At 67.1% G+C, this 18,034-nt stretch carries 17 protein-coding genes; 8 read left to right on the forward strand and 9 right to left on the reverse strand.

The features are described 5' to 3' along the window. The gene (locus ACUYV6_RS08245; protein ID WP_449278176.1) at nucleotides 1-273 is read right to left on the reverse strand and encodes an exodeoxyribonuclease VII small subunit; all 273 of its coding nucleotides are present in this window, start codon (nucleotides 271-273) and stop codon (nucleotides 1-3) included. A 10-nt stretch (nucleotides 274-283) separates the two neighbouring features. Then, nucleotides 284-1,537: an exodeoxyribonuclease VII large subunit gene (xseA, locus tag ACUYV6_RS08250; RefSeq protein WP_449278177.1), complete on the reverse strand. Its 1,254-nt coding sequence runs from the start codon at nucleotides 1,535-1,537 to the stop codon at nucleotides 284-286. A gap of 136 nt (nucleotides 1,538-1,673) precedes the next feature. Here xseA and ACUYV6_RS08255 point away from each other — a divergent pair, with 136 nt between their 5' ends. After that, nucleotides 1,674-2,705 (forward strand): 4-hydroxy-3-methylbut-2-enyl diphosphate reductase, encoded by a 1,032-nt coding sequence (locus tag ACUYV6_RS08255; RefSeq protein ID WP_449278237.1) that lies wholly within the window; start codon nucleotides 1,674-1,676, stop codon nucleotides 2,703-2,705. Nucleotides 2,706-2,786: 81 nt separating this feature from the next. Here ACUYV6_RS08255 and ACUYV6_RS08260 read toward each other — a convergent pair whose 3' ends face one another. Then, nucleotides 2,787-4,553: an acetyl/propionyl/methylcrotonyl-CoA carboxylase subunit alpha gene (locus ACUYV6_RS08260; protein WP_449278178.1), complete on the reverse strand. Its 1,767-nt coding sequence runs from the start codon at nucleotides 4,551-4,553 to the stop codon at nucleotides 2,787-2,789. A gap of 529 nt (nucleotides 4,554-5,082) precedes the next feature. Here ACUYV6_RS08260 and ACUYV6_RS08265 point away from each other — a divergent pair. The 6 genes from ACUYV6_RS08265 to panB are packed head-to-tail and all read left to right on the forward strand — an operon-like array spanning nucleotide 5,083 to nucleotide 9,683. Next, nucleotides 5,083-5,529: an FAS1-like dehydratase domain-containing protein gene (locus ACUYV6_RS08265; RefSeq protein ID WP_449278179.1), complete on the forward strand. Its 447-nt coding sequence runs from the start codon at nucleotides 5,083-5,085 to the stop codon at nucleotides 5,527-5,529. Continuing rightward, nucleotides 5,529-5,948 (forward strand): MaoC family dehydratase, encoded by a 420-nt coding sequence (locus ACUYV6_RS08270; protein ID WP_449278180.1) that lies wholly within the window; start codon nucleotides 5,529-5,531, stop codon nucleotides 5,946-5,948. The genes ACUYV6_RS08265 and ACUYV6_RS08270 overlap by 1 nt, the downstream gene beginning before the upstream one ends. A 50-nt stretch (nucleotides 5,949-5,998) precedes the next feature. Next, nucleotides 5,999-7,186, forward strand: a complete 1,188-nt coding sequence (locus ACUYV6_RS08275; protein WP_449278238.1) for an FAD-binding protein — start codon at nucleotides 5,999-6,001, stop codon at nucleotides 7,184-7,186. A 25-nt stretch (nucleotides 7,187-7,211) separates the two neighbouring features. Beyond that, nucleotides 7,212-7,961, forward strand: a complete 750-nt coding sequence (locus ACUYV6_RS08280) for a DUF2520 domain-containing protein (protein ID WP_449278181.1) — start codon at nucleotides 7,212-7,214, stop codon at nucleotides 7,959-7,961. Next, nucleotides 7,958-8,833, forward strand: a complete 876-nt coding sequence (gene panC / locus ACUYV6_RS08285) for a pantoate--beta-alanine ligase (RefSeq protein WP_449278182.1) — start codon at nucleotides 7,958-7,960, stop codon at nucleotides 8,831-8,833. The genes ACUYV6_RS08280 and panC overlap by 4 nt, the downstream gene beginning before the upstream one ends. 1 nt (nucleotide 8,834) lies before the next feature. Next, nucleotides 8,835-9,683, forward strand: coding sequence for a 3-methyl-2-oxobutanoate hydroxymethyltransferase (gene panB, locus ACUYV6_RS08290; RefSeq protein ID WP_449278183.1), 849 nt, complete (start codon nucleotides 8,835-8,837; stop codon nucleotides 9,681-9,683). 4 nt (nucleotides 9,684-9,687) lie between these two features. Here panB and ACUYV6_RS08295 read toward each other — a convergent pair whose 3' ends face one another. From ACUYV6_RS08295 to ACUYV6_RS08320, 6 genes are all read right to left on the reverse strand, one after another. Then, the gene (locus ACUYV6_RS08295; RefSeq protein ID WP_449278184.1) at nucleotides 9,688-11,109 is read right to left on the reverse strand and encodes an O-acetylhomoserine aminocarboxypropyltransferase/cysteine synthase family protein; all 1,422 of its coding nucleotides are present in this window, start codon (nucleotides 11,107-11,109) and stop codon (nucleotides 9,688-9,690) included. Between the two features lie 45 nt (nucleotides 11,110-11,154). Then, a complete protein-coding gene (locus ACUYV6_RS08300) occupies nucleotides 11,155-12,354 on the reverse strand; it encodes a MalY/PatB family protein (protein ID WP_449278185.1) in 1,200 nt (399 codons plus the stop codon). Between the two features lie 69 nt (nucleotides 12,355-12,423). Next, nucleotides 12,424-14,088: a SulP family inorganic anion transporter gene (locus ACUYV6_RS08305; protein WP_449278186.1), complete on the reverse strand. Its 1,665-nt coding sequence runs from the start codon at nucleotides 14,086-14,088 to the stop codon at nucleotides 12,424-12,426. Next, nucleotides 14,085-14,456: an ArsR/SmtB family transcription factor gene (locus ACUYV6_RS08310; RefSeq protein WP_449278187.1), complete on the reverse strand. Its 372-nt coding sequence runs from the start codon at nucleotides 14,454-14,456 to the stop codon at nucleotides 14,085-14,087. The genes ACUYV6_RS08305 and ACUYV6_RS08310 overlap by 4 nt, the downstream gene beginning before the upstream one ends. 145 nt (nucleotides 14,457-14,601) lie before the next feature. Beyond that, nucleotides 14,602-15,582 carry a diacylglycerol/lipid kinase family protein gene (locus ACUYV6_RS08315; RefSeq protein WP_449278188.1) on the reverse strand — a complete coding sequence of 327 codons (981 nt, stop codon included), beginning with the start codon at nucleotides 15,580-15,582 and terminating at the stop codon, nucleotides 14,602-14,604. 23 nt (nucleotides 15,583-15,605) lie between these two features. Next, the gene (locus tag ACUYV6_RS08320) at nucleotides 15,606-16,304 is read right to left on the reverse strand and encodes a hypothetical protein (RefSeq protein ID WP_449278189.1); all 699 of its coding nucleotides are present in this window, start codon (nucleotides 16,302-16,304) and stop codon (nucleotides 15,606-15,608) included. Between ACUYV6_RS08320 and ACUYV6_RS08325 the strand changes: the two genes are divergently transcribed. Continuing rightward, the gene (locus tag ACUYV6_RS08325) at nucleotides 16,303-17,925 is read left to right on the forward strand and encodes a deoxyguanosinetriphosphate triphosphohydrolase family protein (protein ID WP_449278190.1); all 1,623 of its coding nucleotides are present in this window, start codon (nucleotides 16,303-16,305) and stop codon (nucleotides 17,923-17,925) included. The two genes, ACUYV6_RS08320 and ACUYV6_RS08325, sit on opposite strands and share 2 nt — an antisense overlap. Nucleotides 17,926-18,034 lie beyond the last annotated feature (109 nt).

Raw genomic sequence — 18,034 nt, forward strand, 5'->3', positions numbered from 1 at the left:
TTACGCGAGGGTTCCTGACTCGGCGGCGCTCGATGATCCAAGCTCATCGTCCGTCGACCCCTGCGAACGCTCCCGGGCTTCCTCAAGACGCTTCCGGGCGCCGAGTAGCCACTCCTCGCACCGCGACGCGAGCGCCTCACCCCGCTCCCACAACTGCAGCGACTGCTCCAGCGTGGTGCCGCCCTGCTCGAGACGACCGACAACCTGAACGAGCTCGTCGCGAGCCTCTTCGTAGCTCAAATCGGCGACCGCTGCGGGTGTCTGGGCACTCATGGGCTCCAGTCTACGCCTCACCCGACTGATCATGCCCCGAAGAGACCGCAGCAAGACGCCCGCCCGCGAGCACCACACGCAACCGCGCGCCCTCGGGGGCCTCAGACGGATCTCGCAGCACCCGCCCCGCCCCGTCGTCCTCGGACTCGATGAGCTGCGCGATCGCGTACCCCCGCTCGAGCGTCGCGCGCGGGGAGAGCGCCGTCAGGCGGGCCCGCGCCTGACCGAGCTCGCGTGCGCGATCCTCAACCGCGCGCTCCGCGAGCTCAGCACCCCGCGCCGCCCATCGCACGAGCTCATCGGCTTGCGTATCGATCAAGCGCTCCGGCTGCGCGAGCACCGGGCGACCCCGCAACTGAGAGATGCGCTCTGCTTCATTCGCGAGCAGATGCCCGAGCCGAGAACTCATGCGCGCTCGCGCCTGGTCGATGCCCGCCAGCTCCTCACCCACATCGGGAACCACTCGCTTCGCGGCATCGGTCGGGGTGCTCGCCCGGAGATCTGCCACATCGTCAAGCAGCGGGCGATCCGCCTCGTGCCCGATCGCACTCACGATCGGAGTGGTCGCGCTCGCCGCAGCGCGCAGCACGCGCTCGTCGCTGAACGGGAGGAGGTGCTGGAAATCGCCTCCGCCGCGGGCCACGATGATGACGTCCACTTCCGGATCCTGATCGAGCGCCTCGATACCCGCCGCGACCTCGGCCGCCGCCCGATCGCCCTGCACCGCGCTGTACCGAATCTCGAAACTGACACCCGGCCACCGCAGGGTCGCATTGCGGATCACATCTTTCTCGGCATCGGAGTCCCGACCTGTCACGAGACCGATCCGGTGGGGGAGGAAGGGCAGGCGGCGCTTACGTTCCGGAGCGAACAGGCCCTCGGCCTGCAACTGACGACGCAGCCGCTCGAGGCGCTCGAGAAGCTCGCCCAGACCGACGTGCGACAACTCGAAGACCTGCACGGTGAGCGTGCCGCCCTTCACCCAGAAATTCGGCTTCACCAGGGCGATGACCCGGTCACCCTGAGCGAACTCGCTCGTCAGCTTCTGCGCGACCGAGCGCCACACCGTGAAGCTCACGGTCGCGTCCTGGCTCAGATCCTTGAGCTTGCCGTAGACGTGACCGCCGCGTGGCTGCCACTGGGTGATCTCGCCCTCGATCCAGACCGTGCCCAGACGGTCGATCCAGGCGGCGATCTTCTCGCTCATGAGCCCGACCGGCCAAGGATCCTCGCGCGTCGCAGGGGAGACGGTGGTTTCGACCATGCGTCGAGCCTAGCCGCAGGCTTCTCGGCCCGGGGAGTCGATCAGTTGAGGGCGGTAAACTCGGAGCATGACTGAAAGCCGAACCCTGACGCCGCAGGAGCAGCGCACGATCGGTGCTCCGGTGGTGAGCCTCGCGATGCCGCGACTGCGGCGCGAAGTCGGTCGGTTACAGGATCGTCCCGTCGATGGCGAGAAGAAGGTGCTGCTCGCGGCGCCCCGCGGATACTGCGCGGGAGTCGACCGAGCCGTCGTCGCCGTCGAGAAGGCGCTCGAGCGTTACGGCGCCCCGGTCTACGTGCGCAAGCAGATCGTGCACAACGTTCATGTCGTGCGCACGCTCGAGAAGATGGGCGCAATCTTCGTCGACGAGGTCGACGAAGTGCCCGAGGGGGCGAACGTCGTGTTCTCCGCTCACGGGGTCTCTCCCGCGGTTGTAAACGCGGCTGAGGATCGGGGCCTCCACGCCATCGATGCCACCTGTCCGCTGGTGACCAAAGTGCACCGCGAGGCCGTGCGCTTCGCGAAGCAGGATCGCGAGATCCTGCTCATCGGGCACACCGGACACGAAGAGGTTGAAGGTACCGCGGGTGAAGCGCCGGATCACATCACTATCGTGAATTCGCCGGAAGACGTGGACACACTCGAAGTGAAGGATCCGAGCCGACTGGTGTGGCTGTCGCAGACGACGCTGTCGGTCGACGAGACGATGGAGACCGTGCGCAGGCTGCGCACGAAGTTCCCAGAACTGCAGGATCCGCCGAGTGACGACATCTGCTACGCGACGCAGAACCGCCAGGTCGCGATCAAGAAGATCGCCCCGCAAGCAGATCTCGTGATCATTGTCGGGTCAGCGAACTCCTCGAACTCGGTACGACTCGTCGAGGTCGCGCTCGAATACGGCGCCAAGGCCGCGTATCGTGTCGACTTCGCTTCGGAAGTGCAGCAGGAGTGGCTCGACGGCGTGCGCACCGTCGGAGTGTCGAGCGGAGCATCGGTTCCCGAGGTGCTCGTGCAGGAGCTGCTCGATGACCTCGCCGATGCCGGCTACGGCGACGTCGAAGCGACGGTCACCGCGGAGGAGGACCTCGTCTTTTCACTGCCGAAGGAACTCCGTCAAGACGCGATGGGCAAGCGCGATGCCCGCGCGCTCGGCGGACGCGTGCGCTGAGGCGCTTGCCGGCGACGCTTAGCGGCGGTGGAGCGAGGCGATGCTGGGGTGAGTCGACTCTGACGTGAGGTGACGCCGGCGTTAGGCAGGATCCACAATGCTGAGCAGCAGGTGCCCGTTCGGCACCGTCTGACCGATCGGCGCCTCGATGCCCTGGACCACGCCGTCGCGGTGCGCGTAGATCGACTGCTCCATCTTCATCGCCTCGAGTACGACGACCAGATCCCCGTTCTCCACGGGCTGGCCCTCTTCGACCGCGACCTTGACGACGGTTGCCTGCATGGGCGCGGCCACGGAGTTGCCCGCGGACCCTGCGATGGCGGCGTTCTTCGCGCGACGGGGAGCGGGGCCGCGGGTCACGTCCTGGTTCACGAGCGGCAGCAGTGTCGCCGGCATCGTGACCTCGACGCGACGCCCCGCGACCTCGACGACGACCGACTGGCGCTTCGGATCCTGCGAGAGTGCCTCGAGCTCGCCTTCCCAAGGCTCGATGTCGTTCTCGAACTCGTTCTCGATCCAGAGGGTGTACACGCCGAATGCTCCATTCGGGGCGGTGAATGCCGGATCACGGACGATCTTGCGATGGAACGGCAATACGGTCGGGAGCCCGAGCACCTCGAACTCGTCGAGCGCACGACGCGCGCGCTCGAGCGCGATCTCGCGTGTGGCACCGGTGACGATGAGCTTGCCCAGCATCGAGTCGAACGCGCCCGAGACGATGTCGCCCGAGCGAACGCCAGTGTCGACACGCACGCCGGGGCCGGAAGCCGCTTTGAAGTGAGTGACGGGCCCGGGGTTCGGAAGGAAGCCGTTACCCGGATCCTCACCGTTGAGACGGAATTCGAAGGAGTGACCGTGCGAAACCGGGTCGTCGTAGTCGATGACGCCGCCCTCGGCGATACGGAACTGCTCGCGGACAAGGTCGAGCCCGGTGACCTCTTCGGACACGGGGTGCTCGACCTGCAGGCGGGTGTTCACTTCGAGGAACGACACCGTGCCGTCCTTCGCGACGAGGAACTCGCAGGTGCCGGCACCGACGTATCCGACCTCGCGGAGAATCGCCTTCGACGCACGGTACAGCTCGGCGTTCTGCTCGACGGAGAGGAACGGAGCCGGCGCTTCTTCGACGAGCTTCTGGTGGCGACGCTGCAAGGAGCAGTCGCGAGTCGAGACGACGACGATGTTGCCGTGCTGATCGGCGAGGCACTGGGTCTCGACATGGCGCGGCTTCTCGAGATACTTCTCGACGAAGCACTCGCCGCGACCGAACGCGGCCACCGCTTCACGGGTCGCGGACTCGAAGAGTTCGGCGACCTCATCACGCTCGTAGGCGACCTTCAGACCGCGGCCGCCGCCGCCGAACGCGGCCTTGATGGCGATGGGCAGGCCGACCTCGTCGGCGAACGCCAGAACTTCGTCGGCGTTCTCGACCGGGTCGCTCGTGCCCGCGGCGAGCGGAGCTCCCACCTTCTCTGCGACGTGACGGGCTGACACCTTGTCTCCGAGCCGTTCGATGGCGTCGGGGCTCGGTCCGATCCAGATGAGACCCGCGTCGATCACGGCGCGCGCGAAGTCGGCGTTCTCCGCCAGGAACCCGTAACCCGGATGCACGGCGTCAGCACCCGAGCGGCGGGCGACACCGAGGATCTTGTCGATGACGAGATACGTCTCAGCGCTGGTCGCACCGTGCAGGGCGTACGCTTCATCGGCGAACTGGGCGTGCATGGCATCGCGATCCTGGTCAGCGTAGACGGCGACCGAGGCGATGCCGCTGTCGGCGGCTGCTCGGATGATGCGGACGGCGATCTCACCACGGTTTGCGATGAGCACTTTACGGATGCGAGACATGGTTTCCACCTTATTCCAGGTCGCGCGCTGACCCTTGGATATACGGCACAAAAGTTCGCCGGGAATCGTTGGGTGAAATGCGACACCGTGCGGCGTGCTCGGGCTGGTGCGTTCCGCGCTCGGGCTGGCGTCGGGCATGCCTCACGCCCGAGCGCCGGGCGCTGAGCGCCGGACGCGGGCCGCGGCGAGATGAGCCGGAGTGTTGGGCGCAGAACCGGGCTGGCGTTGGGGTGCCTCTGCCCTGAGCCCTGAGCCCTGAGCCCTGAGCCCTGAGCCCTGAGCGCCGGCGCAGACTCCGGCGAGATAAGCCGAAGTGTTGCTTCGCGAGTGCCGAAGCAACACTTCGGCTCATCTCGGTGAAGGTGACGGCCAGGGAGAGGGAACGGGAGCGGGAGTGGGAGAGGAGAGGGAAGCCGGGGATGCTCGGGGAAGGGCAGGGAAAAGAAGGGCCGGGAAAGTGGGAAAGGGGAATGTCAGGCGAGGGCCGCGGATCCCCCGCCCGGCACCCGCGTCTCTGTAGACTGGCGGAGTGGTGAATCCAGAGATCCAAGGACGGGTGTACCCGTCGACAGCTCCCTATCTCGTGGGCCGGGAGAAGGTGCGCGAATTCGCTCGCGCGGTCCTCAGTTCCTCGCCCGTGCACATCGACGTCGCAGCCGCTCGTGAGGCCGGCTACGCCGACGTCGTCGCCCCCCCGACGTTTCCCGTCGTGGTGCAGGAGGCGACGCTCGCGCAACTCCTCGCCGACCCTGATGCGGGTGTGGACTTCTCGCGTGTCGTGCACGGCGACCAGCGCTTCACCTACAGCCGTCCGGTGGTCGCGGGTGATGAGCTCACCGCGACGCTTACGATCGCCGCGGTCAAGCAGCTCGGCGGGCACTCCATGGTGACCGCCTCGAGCGAGATCGTCGATGCCGACGGCGAGCACGTGGTGACCGCGATCTCCACGCTCGTAGTGAGAGGGGAAGAGGACTGATGCCGAGCTTCGAAGAGCTGAATCGTGGTGACGTGGTGGCCGAGCGCGAGCTGACCCTCACCCGTGACCGTCTCGTGCGTTACGCGGGTGCCTCGGGCGATTTCAATCCGATCCATTACCGCGACGATGTCGCGCAGTCCGTCGGGCTGCCGGGTGTGCTCGCGCACGGCATGTTGACGATGGGGGTGGCGGGCTCGGTCGCGACCGATTGGTTGGGCGACGCCGGCCGTGTGGTCGACTTCCAGTCGCGCTTCACCCGCCCGGTTCCGGTCGACGCGCAGGATGGCGCCGTGGTCACGGTGACCGCCACGGTCGGCGCGCTCGATGAAGAGGCGCGCACCGCTCGCATCGATTTACGTGTCGTGTTCGACGGCGCGACCGTGCTCGGCAAGTCGCAGATGGCGGTGGCATTCGCGTGACCAACGCCGAAGTCGGGGCCGGGGAGCAGACCCTCGCCGATCTCACGACCATGCGTGTCGGTGGCCCGGCACAGCGGATCCTGACCGCACACACCTCTGATGAGCTGGTCAGGTACGCCTCTGAACTGCAAGACAGCGGTGAGCCGTGGATGCTGCTCGGTGGCGGCTCGAACACGGTGGTGTGCGATGAGGGGTACCCGGGGACGGTGCTGCTCGTGCGCAACAGCGGTGTTGAGCGGGTCGCGGATCCTGAGGGGAAACTTCCCGAGGGCACGGTCAGGCTGCGGGTGCAGGCCGGGCACGACTGGGATGATCTCGTCGCGTTGACGGTCGAGCAGGGTTGGGCCGGCATCGAGGCGCTCTCGGGGATTCCCGGGCTCGCTGGTGCCGCACCCGTGCAGAACATCGGCGCGTACGGCCAGGAGCTTTCGGACGTGCTGCACTCGATCACGTTCTTCGATCTCGAGACCGAAGAGGTGCGCCGCATCCCGGCGGCCGAACTCGAGCTGGGGTACCGTACTTCGGCGATCAAGCAGGGGCTCGAGGGCGTCGTGCTCTCGATTGACCTCCTGCTGTCGGATGAATTCGGGGGTGAACGCGAGACGCATCAGGACGACCTCGTCATCATGCACGGCAGCGTGCCGCGGCACGGGATCGTCGGTGAGGCCGCTCAGGTGATGTCTGCCCCGATCGCTTACGGTCAGCTCGCAGATGCGCTCGGTCTCTCGGTCGGAGCGCGGGTCTCGATCCTTGAGCTGCGTCGCACGGTGCTGCGGTTGCGCGCGTCGAAGGGCATGGTTCTCGATGCGGCGGATCACGATACGTGGAGCGCCGGATCCTTCTTCACGAACCCGATCGTGTCCGAACGCTTCGCCCGCACGCTCCCCGATAACGCGCCGCGATTCCCGGTGCAGGGGCAGGAGCCCGAGCCCGCGGTGACGAGTCTCGAGGAGCTTGCGGCGGGCATGCCGTTGCGTCTACCGGAGGCTCCTCAGGAGCGCTTGATGAAGCTCTCGGCGGCCTGGCTCATCGAGCATGCCGGGATCGATCGTGGCTTCCGTCTCCCGGGTTCGGGGGCGGCGGTATCGACGAAGCACACGCTCGCGATCACCAACTGCGGGGCGGCGACCGCTGCCGACGTGGCGCAGCTCGCCCGGTACATCGGGCAGCGCGTACAGCAGGAGTTCGGCGTGATTCTCGTGCCCGAGCCGAATCTGTACGGCTTGGAGGTCGGCTGACGGTCAGGCGGCCGAGGCTGTGAACATGCGTATCCAGATCGTCGGGCACGGCCGTGTCGCGTCTGCCGTGCACGCGGTGCTGCTCGAGGGTGGACTGGATCCGCTTCCGCTTGCAGGACGCGGCGCGGATGGTGCGGGCAGCGATCTCGTGCTGCTCGCAGTTCCTGACGCTGCGATCGGGCAGGCTGCTGCGAAGATCGCCCCGGGCCCCGTTGTCGGGCACTGCTCGGGGGCGTTGCCGCTCGACGTCCTGGGCGAACGAGAGTGCTTCAGCATGCATCCGCTCTTGCCGATCACCGGGGCGGGTATACGGTTCGACGGCGCGTTCGCTGCGGTCGACGGGTCGACCGAGCGGGCGCGAAGCATGGCGAGGGAGCTCGCCGAGATGCTCGGGCTGCGGACCTTTGCCGTCGCTGCGCAGGATCGCTCCGCGTACCACGCCTCGGCGTCGATCGCCTCGAATCTGCTGGTCGTTCTCGAGGGGTTCGCCGAGCGTCTCGCGGCGACCGCGGGTGTGCCGAGGGAGGCGCTCGTGCCTCTCGTCCGTGCGACCGTTCAGAACTGGGCAGATCTCGGCGCGGAACGAGCACTCACCGGGCCGATCGTGCGCGGTGATGAGGAGACGGTGGACTCGCAGCGGGAAGCCGTGGTTGCGCGGCTGCCGGAGGCACTCGAATCGTTTGACGCGTTGGTCGACGCCGCACGGCAATTGCTGAGGAGTTCGGACGCCGGGGAGGAACAACGGCGTACCGAGGGAGGGGAAGCGAACGTATGAGGGTCGTGCGAACGATTCGGGAGTTGCGCGCCGAGCTCGCGGAGCGGCGTGGCGCTGGCGCAGCTCGCGTCGGCCTCGTGCCGACGATGGGCGCGCTGCACGAGGGGCATCTGTCGCTGCTGCGTGCGGCGCGTGCCGAGAACGATGCGGTGGTGCTCTCGATCTTCGTGAACCCGAAGCAGTTCACGGAAGGGGCGGATCTCGACGCCTACCCGCGTACCGAAGTATCCGATACCGACGCGGCGGAAGCCGCCGACGTCGACATCGTCTTCGCCCCGGCTGCCTCCGAGATGTACCCTGCGGGGTACGCGACGACAGTGAGTGTGGGCGGAGCGCTCACCGAAACGCTCGAGGGCGCCGGTCGCGGAACGGCCCACTTCGACGGCGTCGCCACGGTCGTGGCGAAACTGCTCATCGCAGTCGGGGCCGACGCCGCCTATTTCGGGCAGAAGGATGCGCAGCAGCTGCTCGTCGTGCGACGGATGGCGGCAGACCTCGGAATCCCGACCCGTATCGTTTCGTGCCCGACTCAGCGAGATGACGACGGCCTCGCACTGTCGAGTCGCAACACCCTGCTGAGCGACGAGGAACGAAGTCGAGCGGTCGCGATCCCGCGCGCCCTACAGGCCGTTCGCTCGGCAGTGCTCGAAGGAGCTCGGGACGTCGCCGAACTGCGCACTATCGCGCTCAGCATGCTGCACGCGTCGAATCTCGAGCCCGAGTACCTGGCGTTCGCAGACCCGGCTACCCTAGAAGAGGTTGCGGTGATCGACCGACCGGTGCTGGTCGCGATCGCCGCGCGAGTGGGGGCCGTGCGCCTGATCGACAATTTGCTGCTGGGCTCCGAGCCAGAGCAGCGTGAGGAGAGCTGAAGTGCCGAAGGTCTCGATCCCGGAATTGCAGGAGCGGAAGCGCTCGGGAGAACCCATCGTGGTGGTCACCGCCTACGACTATCCGACGGCTCGTGCTGCCGAACGTGCCGGCGTCGATATGGTGCTCGTCGGCGATTCCGGCGCGCAGGTCCATCTCGGGTATCCGACGACCGCTGAGGTCACGACCGATGAGCTGCTGGTACTCGCCGGTGCCGTGTCGCGAGGCACCGAATCCGCGTTCCTCGTGTGCGATGTCGCGTTCGGCACGACGGAGGAATCCGATGCGCAGGCCGTCGCAACGGCCGTGCGCTTCGTGAAGGAGGCGCGTGCGGATGCCGTGAAGCTCGAAGGCGGCAATCCGCAGAAGCTGAGCCGGATCCGCGCAATCGTCGCCGCGGGCATCCCGGTGGTCGGCCACATCGGACTCACTCCTCAGACTCCGACGGCGCTCGGCGGCCTGCGCGCGCAGGGCCGCACCGAGGCCTCGGCAGCACGTCTGGTGGAGGAAGCTCTCGGGGTGCAGGAGGCGGGTGCGTTCTGCATGGTCGTCGAGGCGGTGCCCTCGGAGGTGACCGAGGTGCTTCGGGGAGTGCTCGACATTCCGATCATCGGGATCGGGGCCGGGCCCGCTGAAGGTCAGGTGCTCGTGAGCGACGACCTGCTCGGGGCGACTGAGGGTCGTACGGCGAAGTTCGTGAAGTCGTTCGGCAGTATCGGCGACAATCGGGTCGCCGCGATCGCGGCGTACGCTGCCGAGGTGCGCTCCGGGGCATTCCCCGCAGCCGAGCACCAGTACGCTGCGAACGCTGACGCGGTCGCAGCGGCGCGAGCAGCTGCCGTCGGGCGGTAAGCGCTTACAGCCCCGCGGCGGCCACGCGGTCGAGACCGCCGCGCAGATCGCGGATCAGGTCGTCCGCGGTCTCCAGCCCGATCGACAGCCTGAGCAGACCCTGCCCGATGCCGAGGCGTTCGTTGATCTCGGGTGCGAAGGTGGCGTGGGTCGAGGTTGCGGGGTGGATCACCATCGTGCGCGTATCGCCGATACCGGTCATGCGTGAGAACACGCGCAGTCCGTTCACGAATTCGCGAGCCCCCTCGATGCCGCCGCGAATGGTGACACCGAACACTGACCCGGTGCGGCCGTAGCCTTCGGCATCGGCGCCGTAGTCGCGCACGGCGAGCGCGTGCAGCGGATTCGAAGGCAGACCCGCGTAGTCGACCAGTTCCACCTCGGGCTGCTCTTCGAGCCACCGGGCGATGGCGATCGAGGTGTCGACGTGGCGCTCCATGCGCAGCGACAGCGTCTCCATGCCCTGGTGCAGCAGGAAGCCGTTGAACGGCGAGAGCGACGGCCCGATGTCGTTCACGACGGCCTCGCGTGCCGCGCGCCCGTAGGCGCCGGGACCGAAGCGGTCGAGCATTGACGAGGCGCCGGGGCGCGGGGCCGATGCGATGAGCGGATACGAGCGACCGGCGCGTTCGGCGGCGGCCCAGTCGAAGTTGCCTCCATCGGTGATTGATCCGCCGACAGCGGTGCCGTGACCGGTGAGAAACTTCGTGGTCGAGTGCACGACGATGTTCGCTCCGTGTTCGATCGGCCGGATCAGGGCGGGCGTACCCACTGTGTTGTCGACCACGACCGGCAGGTTGTAGCGGGCAGCGACCTCGGCGATACGGCGCAGGTCCATGACATCGTTGCGGGGGTTCGGGATCGTCTCGGTGTAGATCGCCTTGGTGTTCGGCCTGATCGCTCGCTCCCACTCGGCGTCATCGTCGGCGTCCCAGACGTAGTCGAACTCGATGCCGAAGCGCTTGAAGCTGCGCCCGAAGAGGATGCGGGTGCCGCCATAGATCGACGCGGTCGAGACGATGTGATCGCCGTGCTGCGCGAGCGTGAAGAGCGCTGATGAGATGGCGGCTTGCCCGCTCGAGACGAGCACGGTATCGACGCCGTCCTCGAGCGACGAGAGCCGGCGTTCGGCGACGGCGTTCGTGGGGTTGCCCTGGCGGGAGTAGATCGGAGAGGGCGCATCTTGCGGGAAGGCAGCGTCGCCGCTCAGGTCTGCGGTCGCGGTGCCGCGCGCGGGTCGGCCGGAGAAGCGCTCGATGCTGTCGTCGAAGTCTTCGAACACGTACCCGGCAGACAGGGCGATCGGGGGAACGCGCAACCCGCTGTTGCGGTCGGGATACTCGCCCGCGTGTACCTGGCGGGTGTCGAAGCCGAAGCTTTCCCAGTCGTCGATCGGTGCGGCTGCGGGGTTCGAGGAGCTGGTCATCTGCGTGCTTTCTTCGTGGATCGTGCAGGGAGGGGCGCCGGGCGCTCAGGCAGTCGAGGGGAGGATCGCCGCAATACGGCGAACGGCCTCATGGATGGTCTCGGGGGGGCAGGCGAGGTTGATGCGAACGTGACCGGATCCGCCTTCGCCGAAGTAGGCGCCGTTGTTGAGTGCGACTTTCGCTTCGTCGAGGATGCGTCGATACGGGTCGTCGCCGAGACCGGCGTTGCGGAAGTCGAGCCAGGCGAGGTAGCCGGTCCGGGGGATGATCACGTCGACACCGGGGAGATGCTCGGCGGCGAGACGATCGAAGAGGGCGACATTCTCGGAGATCTGCGCGATGGCGCGGTCGAGCCAGTCTCGCCCGTCGCGGAAGGCGGCGACGCTCGCATGGAGGCCGAGGAGGCTCGTGCGGGTGTGCACTTCCGGCGGCAGGTTGTGGAGCAGCTCGTTCGCGCGGTCGTCGGCGGCCACGATGACCGCGCACTTCGCGCCCGCGATGCTCCAGCCCTTGCTCGCGGAGGTCACGGTGGCGGAGAGGGCCGCGTGCTCGGCGGCGAGCGGGGCGAACGGGGCGAACTCGACACCGGGGAAGGTCAGCGGTGCGTGCACTTCGTCGCTCACGACGGCGACATCGTGCTGGGCGGCGAGCCGGGCGAGCTCGGAGAGCTCGTCACGGGTGAATGCGATGCCGTGCGGGTTGTGCGGGTTGCAGAGGATGAAGGCGTCGGCGCCGGCGACGAACTCCCGCTCGATGGCGACAAGATCGAGGCGCCCGCCGTTGCGGTGCACTTCGGTGAGTGGCACCTCGACGGTCTCGAACGGCAGTTCTTCGAGCATCTCGAAGAAGCCCGGGTAGGTCGGGGTCGGGATCACGAGTCGTGCGGTGGTGCCCGCGGCGCTCGGTCGCAGCACGCGCAGCGCCTCCACGACACCGGTCGCGACGTCGGTGGTGAGGTGGAGATGCTCGGGGCTCGGCTCCCAGTTCCACCGGTCGCGGGCGAAATCGGCAAAGGCTTCTGCCAGGGGGAGTGGGCTCTCGACGTAGCCGATATCGGAGGCTGCGATGCGCTCGATCATGGCCTCGCGGATGACCGGTGCGACCGCGAAATCCATCTCCGCGACGAAGAGCGGCAGCACATCTTCGGCGAAGCGGGTCCACTTGATGCTGGTACGCGTCGTGCGCAGCAGTGCAGGGTCCAGCTCACTGAAGGGCACGCCGCTCGGATCGGTACAGGAAGCCATGCATTCATGTTCTCGCATCGCTGCGAGTGACGCGAGCCGGCCGGTAAGGAAGTGTCATCTTCCCGGGGGTCAGGCGCGTGCGGTGTCGTCGGTACGTCGGATATGGCTGCGCGCGTGTTCCAGGGCCGGATCCAATTCCGCGAAGAGGTGATCGGGGTGCCGCAGCGATGCGATCACACCGAGACGTTCCAGCAGTACGCGATGCTCCGAGCGGACGCCCTTGATGAGTACGACGATGCCTCGGCGTTCAAGCGCGGCGACGAGTTCGGCCAACGCGTTCGCGCCGGTCGCGTCGAGGATCTGGAGTCGAGAGAGGCGCAGGATCACGACTGCGACGTTCGGGGCGTCGGAGATCGACTCGATGAGCCGGTCCGCTGCGCCGAAGAACAATGACCCTTCGACCCGGAAGAGCGCGATGCGTTCGTCGCCGGGAACGGGAGCACCGGGGAGTCGCTCGCGGTGCGCTCCACTCAGTCGGCTCAGCGCGCGCAGCGAGAAGAATGCGGCGGTCGCCATGCCGATTCCGACCGCGATGACCAGGTCGAAAGCGACAGTCACGCCGAGGGTGACGGCGAAGACCGCGGCGCTCGACCTCCCGGAACGAGCGACGCGGCGCATCGTGCTCAGCGACACCATGCGTGCTGCGGTCATCATGAGGACCCCGGCAAGCGCGGCGAGCGGGATCTGCGACACGATCTCCGCGGCGACGAGCACGATGAGCAAGAGGACGAGCGAGTGCACGATGGCGGCGACCCTGGTTCGGGCTCCGCTGCGTACGTTGACCGCGGTGCGGGCGATGGCACCGGTCGCGGGCATACCTCCGAAGAGACCAGCGGCTACAGAGGCCAGACCCTGCCCGACGAGTTCTCGGTCGGCATGCACCCTGCCGGTATCGGCGAGCGTAGCCGCGACGCGCGCCGAGAGCAGGGACTCGATCGCGGCGAGTGCGGCGACGGCTACCGCCGGGCCTGAAAGCGACACGAGCAGAGCCGGGTCGAGAGATGGGAGGGAGGGAGCCGGGAGCGTGCGGGGAAGCTCGCCGATCGTGTCCAGCGGCAGTCGTGCGAGTGAGGCGAGCAACGACACGACGACGATGGCGATGAACGACCCGGGCAGGGCCGAGGCATAACGGCCGATGAAGAGCATGATGACCCCGACTGCGACCACGGCCGCGAGCGGCAGCAGCGCGCCGGGCCAGCTCGCTTCAGCAACTGTCTGCCAGGCCGCGACTACGGCGTTGGTGGAATGCGGAGCACCGTTGCCGCCGACGTCTACGCCGAGCGCCGACGGAACCTGCTGCAGAAAGATGATGATGCCGATCCCTGCAGTGAATCCCTCGATGACCGGCCACGGGATGTAGCTCACGGCGCGACCGAGCCGTAGCAGCCCGGCTGCCAGGACGATCACTCCAGCCATCAGGCTGACCGTCACGACGGCACCCGTGCCGTGGGTGGCGACGATCGGCGCGAGTACGACGACCATCGCACCAGTTGGACCCGACACCTGCACGTTCGAGCCGCCGAACGCGGCCGCGACGATGCCCGCCACGATCGCGGTGACGATGCCGGCTTCAGCACCGACGCCAGAACTCACGCCGAACGCGAGGGCGAGCGGCAGCGCGACGATTCCCACCGTGATGCCGGCGAGCAGATCGGGTCGCCACGAGGAGCGGGCTCCGCGGTAGTCATCGAGCGATGGGAGGAGGCTGCGCAGCCGAGCACGTGACGACGTCATCGTTGGGCGCTCGCAGGGAGCGATGGGAGAGAGGCGGCCGCGGCGCCCCGCGCCTCGTCATCGCCGAGGATCCCGTGCAGCAGGCTTCTGGCGACCCGCAGGAGATCGGAGATCTCTGGAAATGCGAGTCGGTAGTAGACGGTGCTCGCTCGACGCTCGGAGTGCACGAGTCGGTATCGCCGGAGCACGGCGAGATGCTGCGAGAGGTGGGAGGCTTCGAGTTCGGTCTCGAGCAGCATCTCGGCAACCGAGGCTTCGGTCGTTCCGCTCAGAATCTCAAGAATCCTGATGCGGTACGGGTGGGCGAGGCCCTTGAACAGGTTGGCTTTGATCTCGTAGAGCGGGCGTTGCGCATCTCCGAGCGGCATGGACACCCTCTCAATCACTGATGCTTGAATGATGAAATGATGAATTCATCATATCAAAAGAGGGGCGATGAAGCCGGTGCGGTTGATCAGCGCGCGTCGAATACGTCGAACGCGCGGCTCCGGAGCGGAGCCGGCAAGAAAGTAATCAGCGCACCCGCAATGCCTGCGGCAGCACCTCGATCTCAAATGCCGTGACCTCGCCGACGTCGTCACCGTCGACTTCGAAGATCAGAGGCTGCGGCAGCTCGGCCCGCAGCGTGCGGGCGCGCAGGTGATCCGCGGATCCTGAACTTTCAGCGTCCCCGCCCCTGATCAAGCGCATGAGCCCGTTGTCCCAGACCATGTTCTTCATGGTGTCGAGCCAGGCCGCCGCATTGTCTGCGCGGAGCAGCAGCAGATCGACCTCCCCGTCGTCTGGTCGTGCGTCGGGCAGCAGGGTCACCCCGCCCTGGAGGCTGCCGCAATTCGCCACGAGCATCGTATGGGCCCGCTCACTGCGCGGTTCCTCGCCGTCGAGGCGCAGGACTACTTCCACTACTTCGGCGCCCGATGCGGCGCGGCCCAGGGACTCGACATAGGCGAGCCAACCGGTCTTCGCCTTGAGGTCATCATCGGTCTCGACGATCATCTGCGCGTCGATGCCGAAGCCCGCCATCACGACGAATCCGAGCTTTCTGGTCTTCCCATCCGTGCTTTCGAGCGCAGCTGTGCAGAGATCGATGGAGGACGGCTCTGCTGCAAGGATCCGCTCGAACGCTGCTTGAGGATCACCGAGCGGCACCCCGAGGTTCCGGGCGAGGAGATTCCCCGTACCAAATGGAACGATGCCAAGGTCTGCTGCAGGCGTACCGCTTTCACCTAGACGCTCGGCGACAGCCCGTACCGTGCCGTCGCCGCCGACCGCCACGACGACAGAGCAGCCCTCGGCGAGGGCCCGCTCGGTCGCCGCCCCGCCCGGATCTTCGCGCGAAGTCTCGAACCAGAGGCATTCAGGGCGATCAGAGTCGTCGTACGACGTGGTCAGTGCATCGTCGAACGCCTCGTTGAGGGCACGATCAAGCGCGGAACGCAGCTTGGGTTCCTCCACCTTCGATGGGTTCCAGACGATACCGATCTTCTCGTTCACGCTTCCGAGAATATCGTCGATGGCTACAGCGCGGCCAGCAGTGTTTTCCAGTGCGTGCGCCACTCCTCGATCCGTTCGCCTGTGGGAAGACCTTCCTGCCCCACGGTGATCGTCGCCCGATCCGAATCCTTCTCTACGGTCGCGACTTCGATTCGGCCGGCGCCGTCGAGGCTGCAACGCCAAAAGCTCCGCTTGTCGGTTCGCGACGTGCGAACCTCGCCAGATGCATGGCCGAGATGCTCGCTCCGGTCGCCGTGCGCATCGACCCAGGCAGCGAGCGCTGCGTCGCGATCGAGCGGGAGTGTGCGGCTCGCGCTCACACGGAAGGTGCCGTCGGACGACTGACCTGGTACGCGCAGACCCGCATGCTGCTCGTAGGCGATCGCTGTTCCCTGCGCCCACCAATCGGGGTTGTGCAGATCGTCTGGCATCTCGGCCCGTGCGATGCGCGCAATCGTCGCGTGATCCTGTTCCTTCGCATTCTGCGCGGTGAAGATCTCGAGCCATTGCTCCCAAGAACGGCCCGTCGCCCGTTCAAGCGCCGGGATATTCCCCGCGCGAGTCCCATTGCCGTTCTCTGCCTGCTGTGTTTGGGCCCGTGTGCTCGTGGATCGATTGCCCGTGACTTCCGTGTCTTCTGCTGCTGCGCGCATAGCTTCCCCATCCATGTCCTCAGGGTAGTCGTCGCCGCTCCAGCCCGCGACTGCTTGAATGGGGTGCATGGAGGCATCGAAGCACGGAGCGGGGCGCGCGGGGCGGCGCCATGTCGAGCGAGTGTCGTCGCAGCATCGGGCGCGGGGCGCCGCGTCTGCCGCTGAGACGCAAGGGGAATTGCCGCTCGGCGCAGGGGAGGAGACGCCGGAGTACCGGATCGATCTCGAACGGATCCGCTTCTCCTCATACTTCGCGCGGTTGTCGGAGGTGACTCAGGTCGTGCCGCAGAGTGGTGTCGGGCCGGTCATGCACAACCGGCTCACGCACTCGTTGAAAGTGAGCGCGGTCGCGCGTGTGATCGCGGCGCAGCTCGCGGGCCATGCGGCCAGTCACCGTGAGCATGTCGCAGGGTCCGGCGACGACGACGAGGTCGGCCGGATCGTCACCGAACTCGGCGGCTGCGACACCGTCGTCGCACAGGCCGCGGCGCACGCGCATGATCTCGGGCACCCGCCGTTCGGGCACCTGGGAGAGCGAGTACTCGACCGTGTCGCGCGCGGGAGACTGGGGCTTCTCGAGGGATTCGAAGGGAACGCCCAGAGCTTCCGGATCCTCACCCATCTCGACACGCTCGGCCGTGAGTTCCCGGGACTGAACCTGACCGCTGCCAGCCGGGCCGCGACACTGAAGTACCCGTGGACGCGGACGGAATGGGTCGGAGTCAGTGAGAATGACCGGCCCGTGACGGAACGGCCGCGGGGCGTCGGTGCCGATCTCACGGCCGGCGCCGAGAAGTTCTCGGTGTACGGGCTCGAGATCGATGAGATGGAGGAGGCGCTCTCAGCGTTCCCGAGGCTCGGACCCGGCATGCAGACGATCGAGTGCGCGGTCATGGATCTCGCTGACGACATTGCCTACGCGGTGCACGACCTCGACGACTTCACGCGGGCCGGTGTGCTGCAGCACGCTGCGGTCTCGGGCGAGTTCCGCGCCTGGTTGACGAAGTCTGCGGAGCTCTCACGACTGCCTGACGAACGGCTCACCGGGAGCGGAGGCACGCTGCGCACACCGGGGCACGCACTCGAGGCGCTGTGGCGGCGGGCCAGATTGAAGGACGGGTGGATCGCCGACCGTGATGCTTTCGAGGCGGCGGTGCGGCGCGTGGACGCTGAGCTCTCGGAAGTGCTGGCCACCCCGTATGACGGAGGCCTCGACAGCGAGCGGGCGGTATCGGGGTTCACACGCCGATGGATCGAGCACCTGCGCACCTCGATCGTAGTCGAGCGCAACCCGCATTTGCGCAGCGGCTACGTGCGACTCGATCGCCAGGCCTGGCATGAGGTCATGGTACTCAAATTCGTGCACGCGCGCTTCGTGCTCGAGAGCCCGGCGCTCGCCCAGTCTCAACGCGGCCAGGCGAGGGTGGTCGAAGATCTCGTACTCGCGTTCGACGAGTGGTTAGCGGATCCGATCGATGCGGATCGCGCACCACGGCGGTTGCTCGAGTGGGAAGAGGAAGCCACCGAGGCGCTCTTCGCGCTGCGGCGGAAGCGCCCGGAAGCCGTTCCGGATGGGCAGGACGAGCGAGGCCTGCGGCGGCAAGGACGCTCGCGAGCGCTGCTTGACTATGTCTCGTCGTTCAGTGATCAGCAAGCGATCTCAACCCATCGCGAGCTCATCGGCGGGTAGGTCGATTCGGCCCGAGTCAGGCTTGCTGGGGTGATTTCTCGGCGTGTTCTTGCATTCCAACCGTCTAATGCGCATACTTGACCGGACAACCGGATAAGTTTCAGAGCGG

The sequence above is a fragment of the Leucobacter sp. GX24907 genome (assembly GCF_053567335.1).

What these genes read in the sequence shown, in the direction of transcription:
- ACUYV6_RS08280 (WP_449278181.1), top strand. Translation starts at nt 7,212, where the DNA reads ATGCGTATCCAGATCGTCGGGCACGGCCGTGTCGCGTCTGCCGTGCAC.
- ACUYV6_RS08300 (WP_449278185.1), bottom strand. Translation starts at nt 12,354, where the DNA reads ATGGCTTCCTGTACCGATCCGAGCGGCGTGCCCTTCAGTGAGCTGGAC.
- ACUYV6_RS08295 (WP_449278184.1), bottom strand. Translation starts at nt 11,109, where the DNA reads ATGACCAGCTCCTCGAACCCCGCAGCCGCACCGATCGACGACTGGGAA.
- ACUYV6_RS08275 (WP_449278238.1), top strand. Translation starts at nt 5,999, where the DNA reads ATGCGTGTCGGTGGCCCGGCACAGCGGATCCTGACCGCACACACCTCT.
- ACUYV6_RS08245 (WP_449278176.1), bottom strand. Translation starts at nt 273, where the DNA reads ATGAGTGCCCAGACACCCGCAGCGGTCGCCGATTTGAGCTACGAAGAG.
- ACUYV6_RS08255 (WP_449278237.1), top strand. Translation starts at nt 1,674, where the DNA reads ATGCCGCGACTGCGGCGCGAAGTCGGTCGGTTACAGGATCGTCCCGTC.
- ACUYV6_RS08320 (WP_449278189.1), bottom strand. Translation starts at nt 16,304, where the DNA reads ATGCACCCCATTCAAGCAGTCGCGGGCTGGAGCGGCGACGACTACCCT.
- panC (WP_449278182.1), top strand. Translation starts at nt 7,958, where the DNA reads ATGAGGGTCGTGCGAACGATTCGGGAGTTGCGCGCCGAGCTCGCGGAG.
- xseA (WP_449278177.1), bottom strand. Translation starts at nt 1,537, where the DNA reads ATGGTCGAAACCACCGTCTCCCCTGCGACGCGCGAGGATCCTTGGCCG.
- ACUYV6_RS08305 (WP_449278186.1), bottom strand. Translation starts at nt 14,088, where the DNA reads ATGACGTCGTCACGTGCTCGGCTGCGCAGCCTCCTCCCATCGCTCGAT.
- ACUYV6_RS08325 (WP_449278190.1), top strand. Translation starts at nt 16,303, where the DNA reads ATGGAGGCATCGAAGCACGGAGCGGGGCGCGCGGGGCGGCGCCATGTC.
- ACUYV6_RS08310 (WP_449278187.1), bottom strand. Translation starts at nt 14,456, where the DNA reads ATGCCGCTCGGAGATGCGCAACGCCCGCTCTACGAGATCAAAGCCAAC.
- ACUYV6_RS08270 (WP_449278180.1), top strand. Translation starts at nt 5,529, where the DNA reads ATGCCGAGCTTCGAAGAGCTGAATCGTGGTGACGTGGTGGCCGAGCGC.
- ACUYV6_RS08260 (WP_449278178.1), bottom strand. Translation starts at nt 4,553, where the DNA reads ATGTCTCGCATCCGTAAAGTGCTCATCGCAAACCGTGGTGAGATCGCC.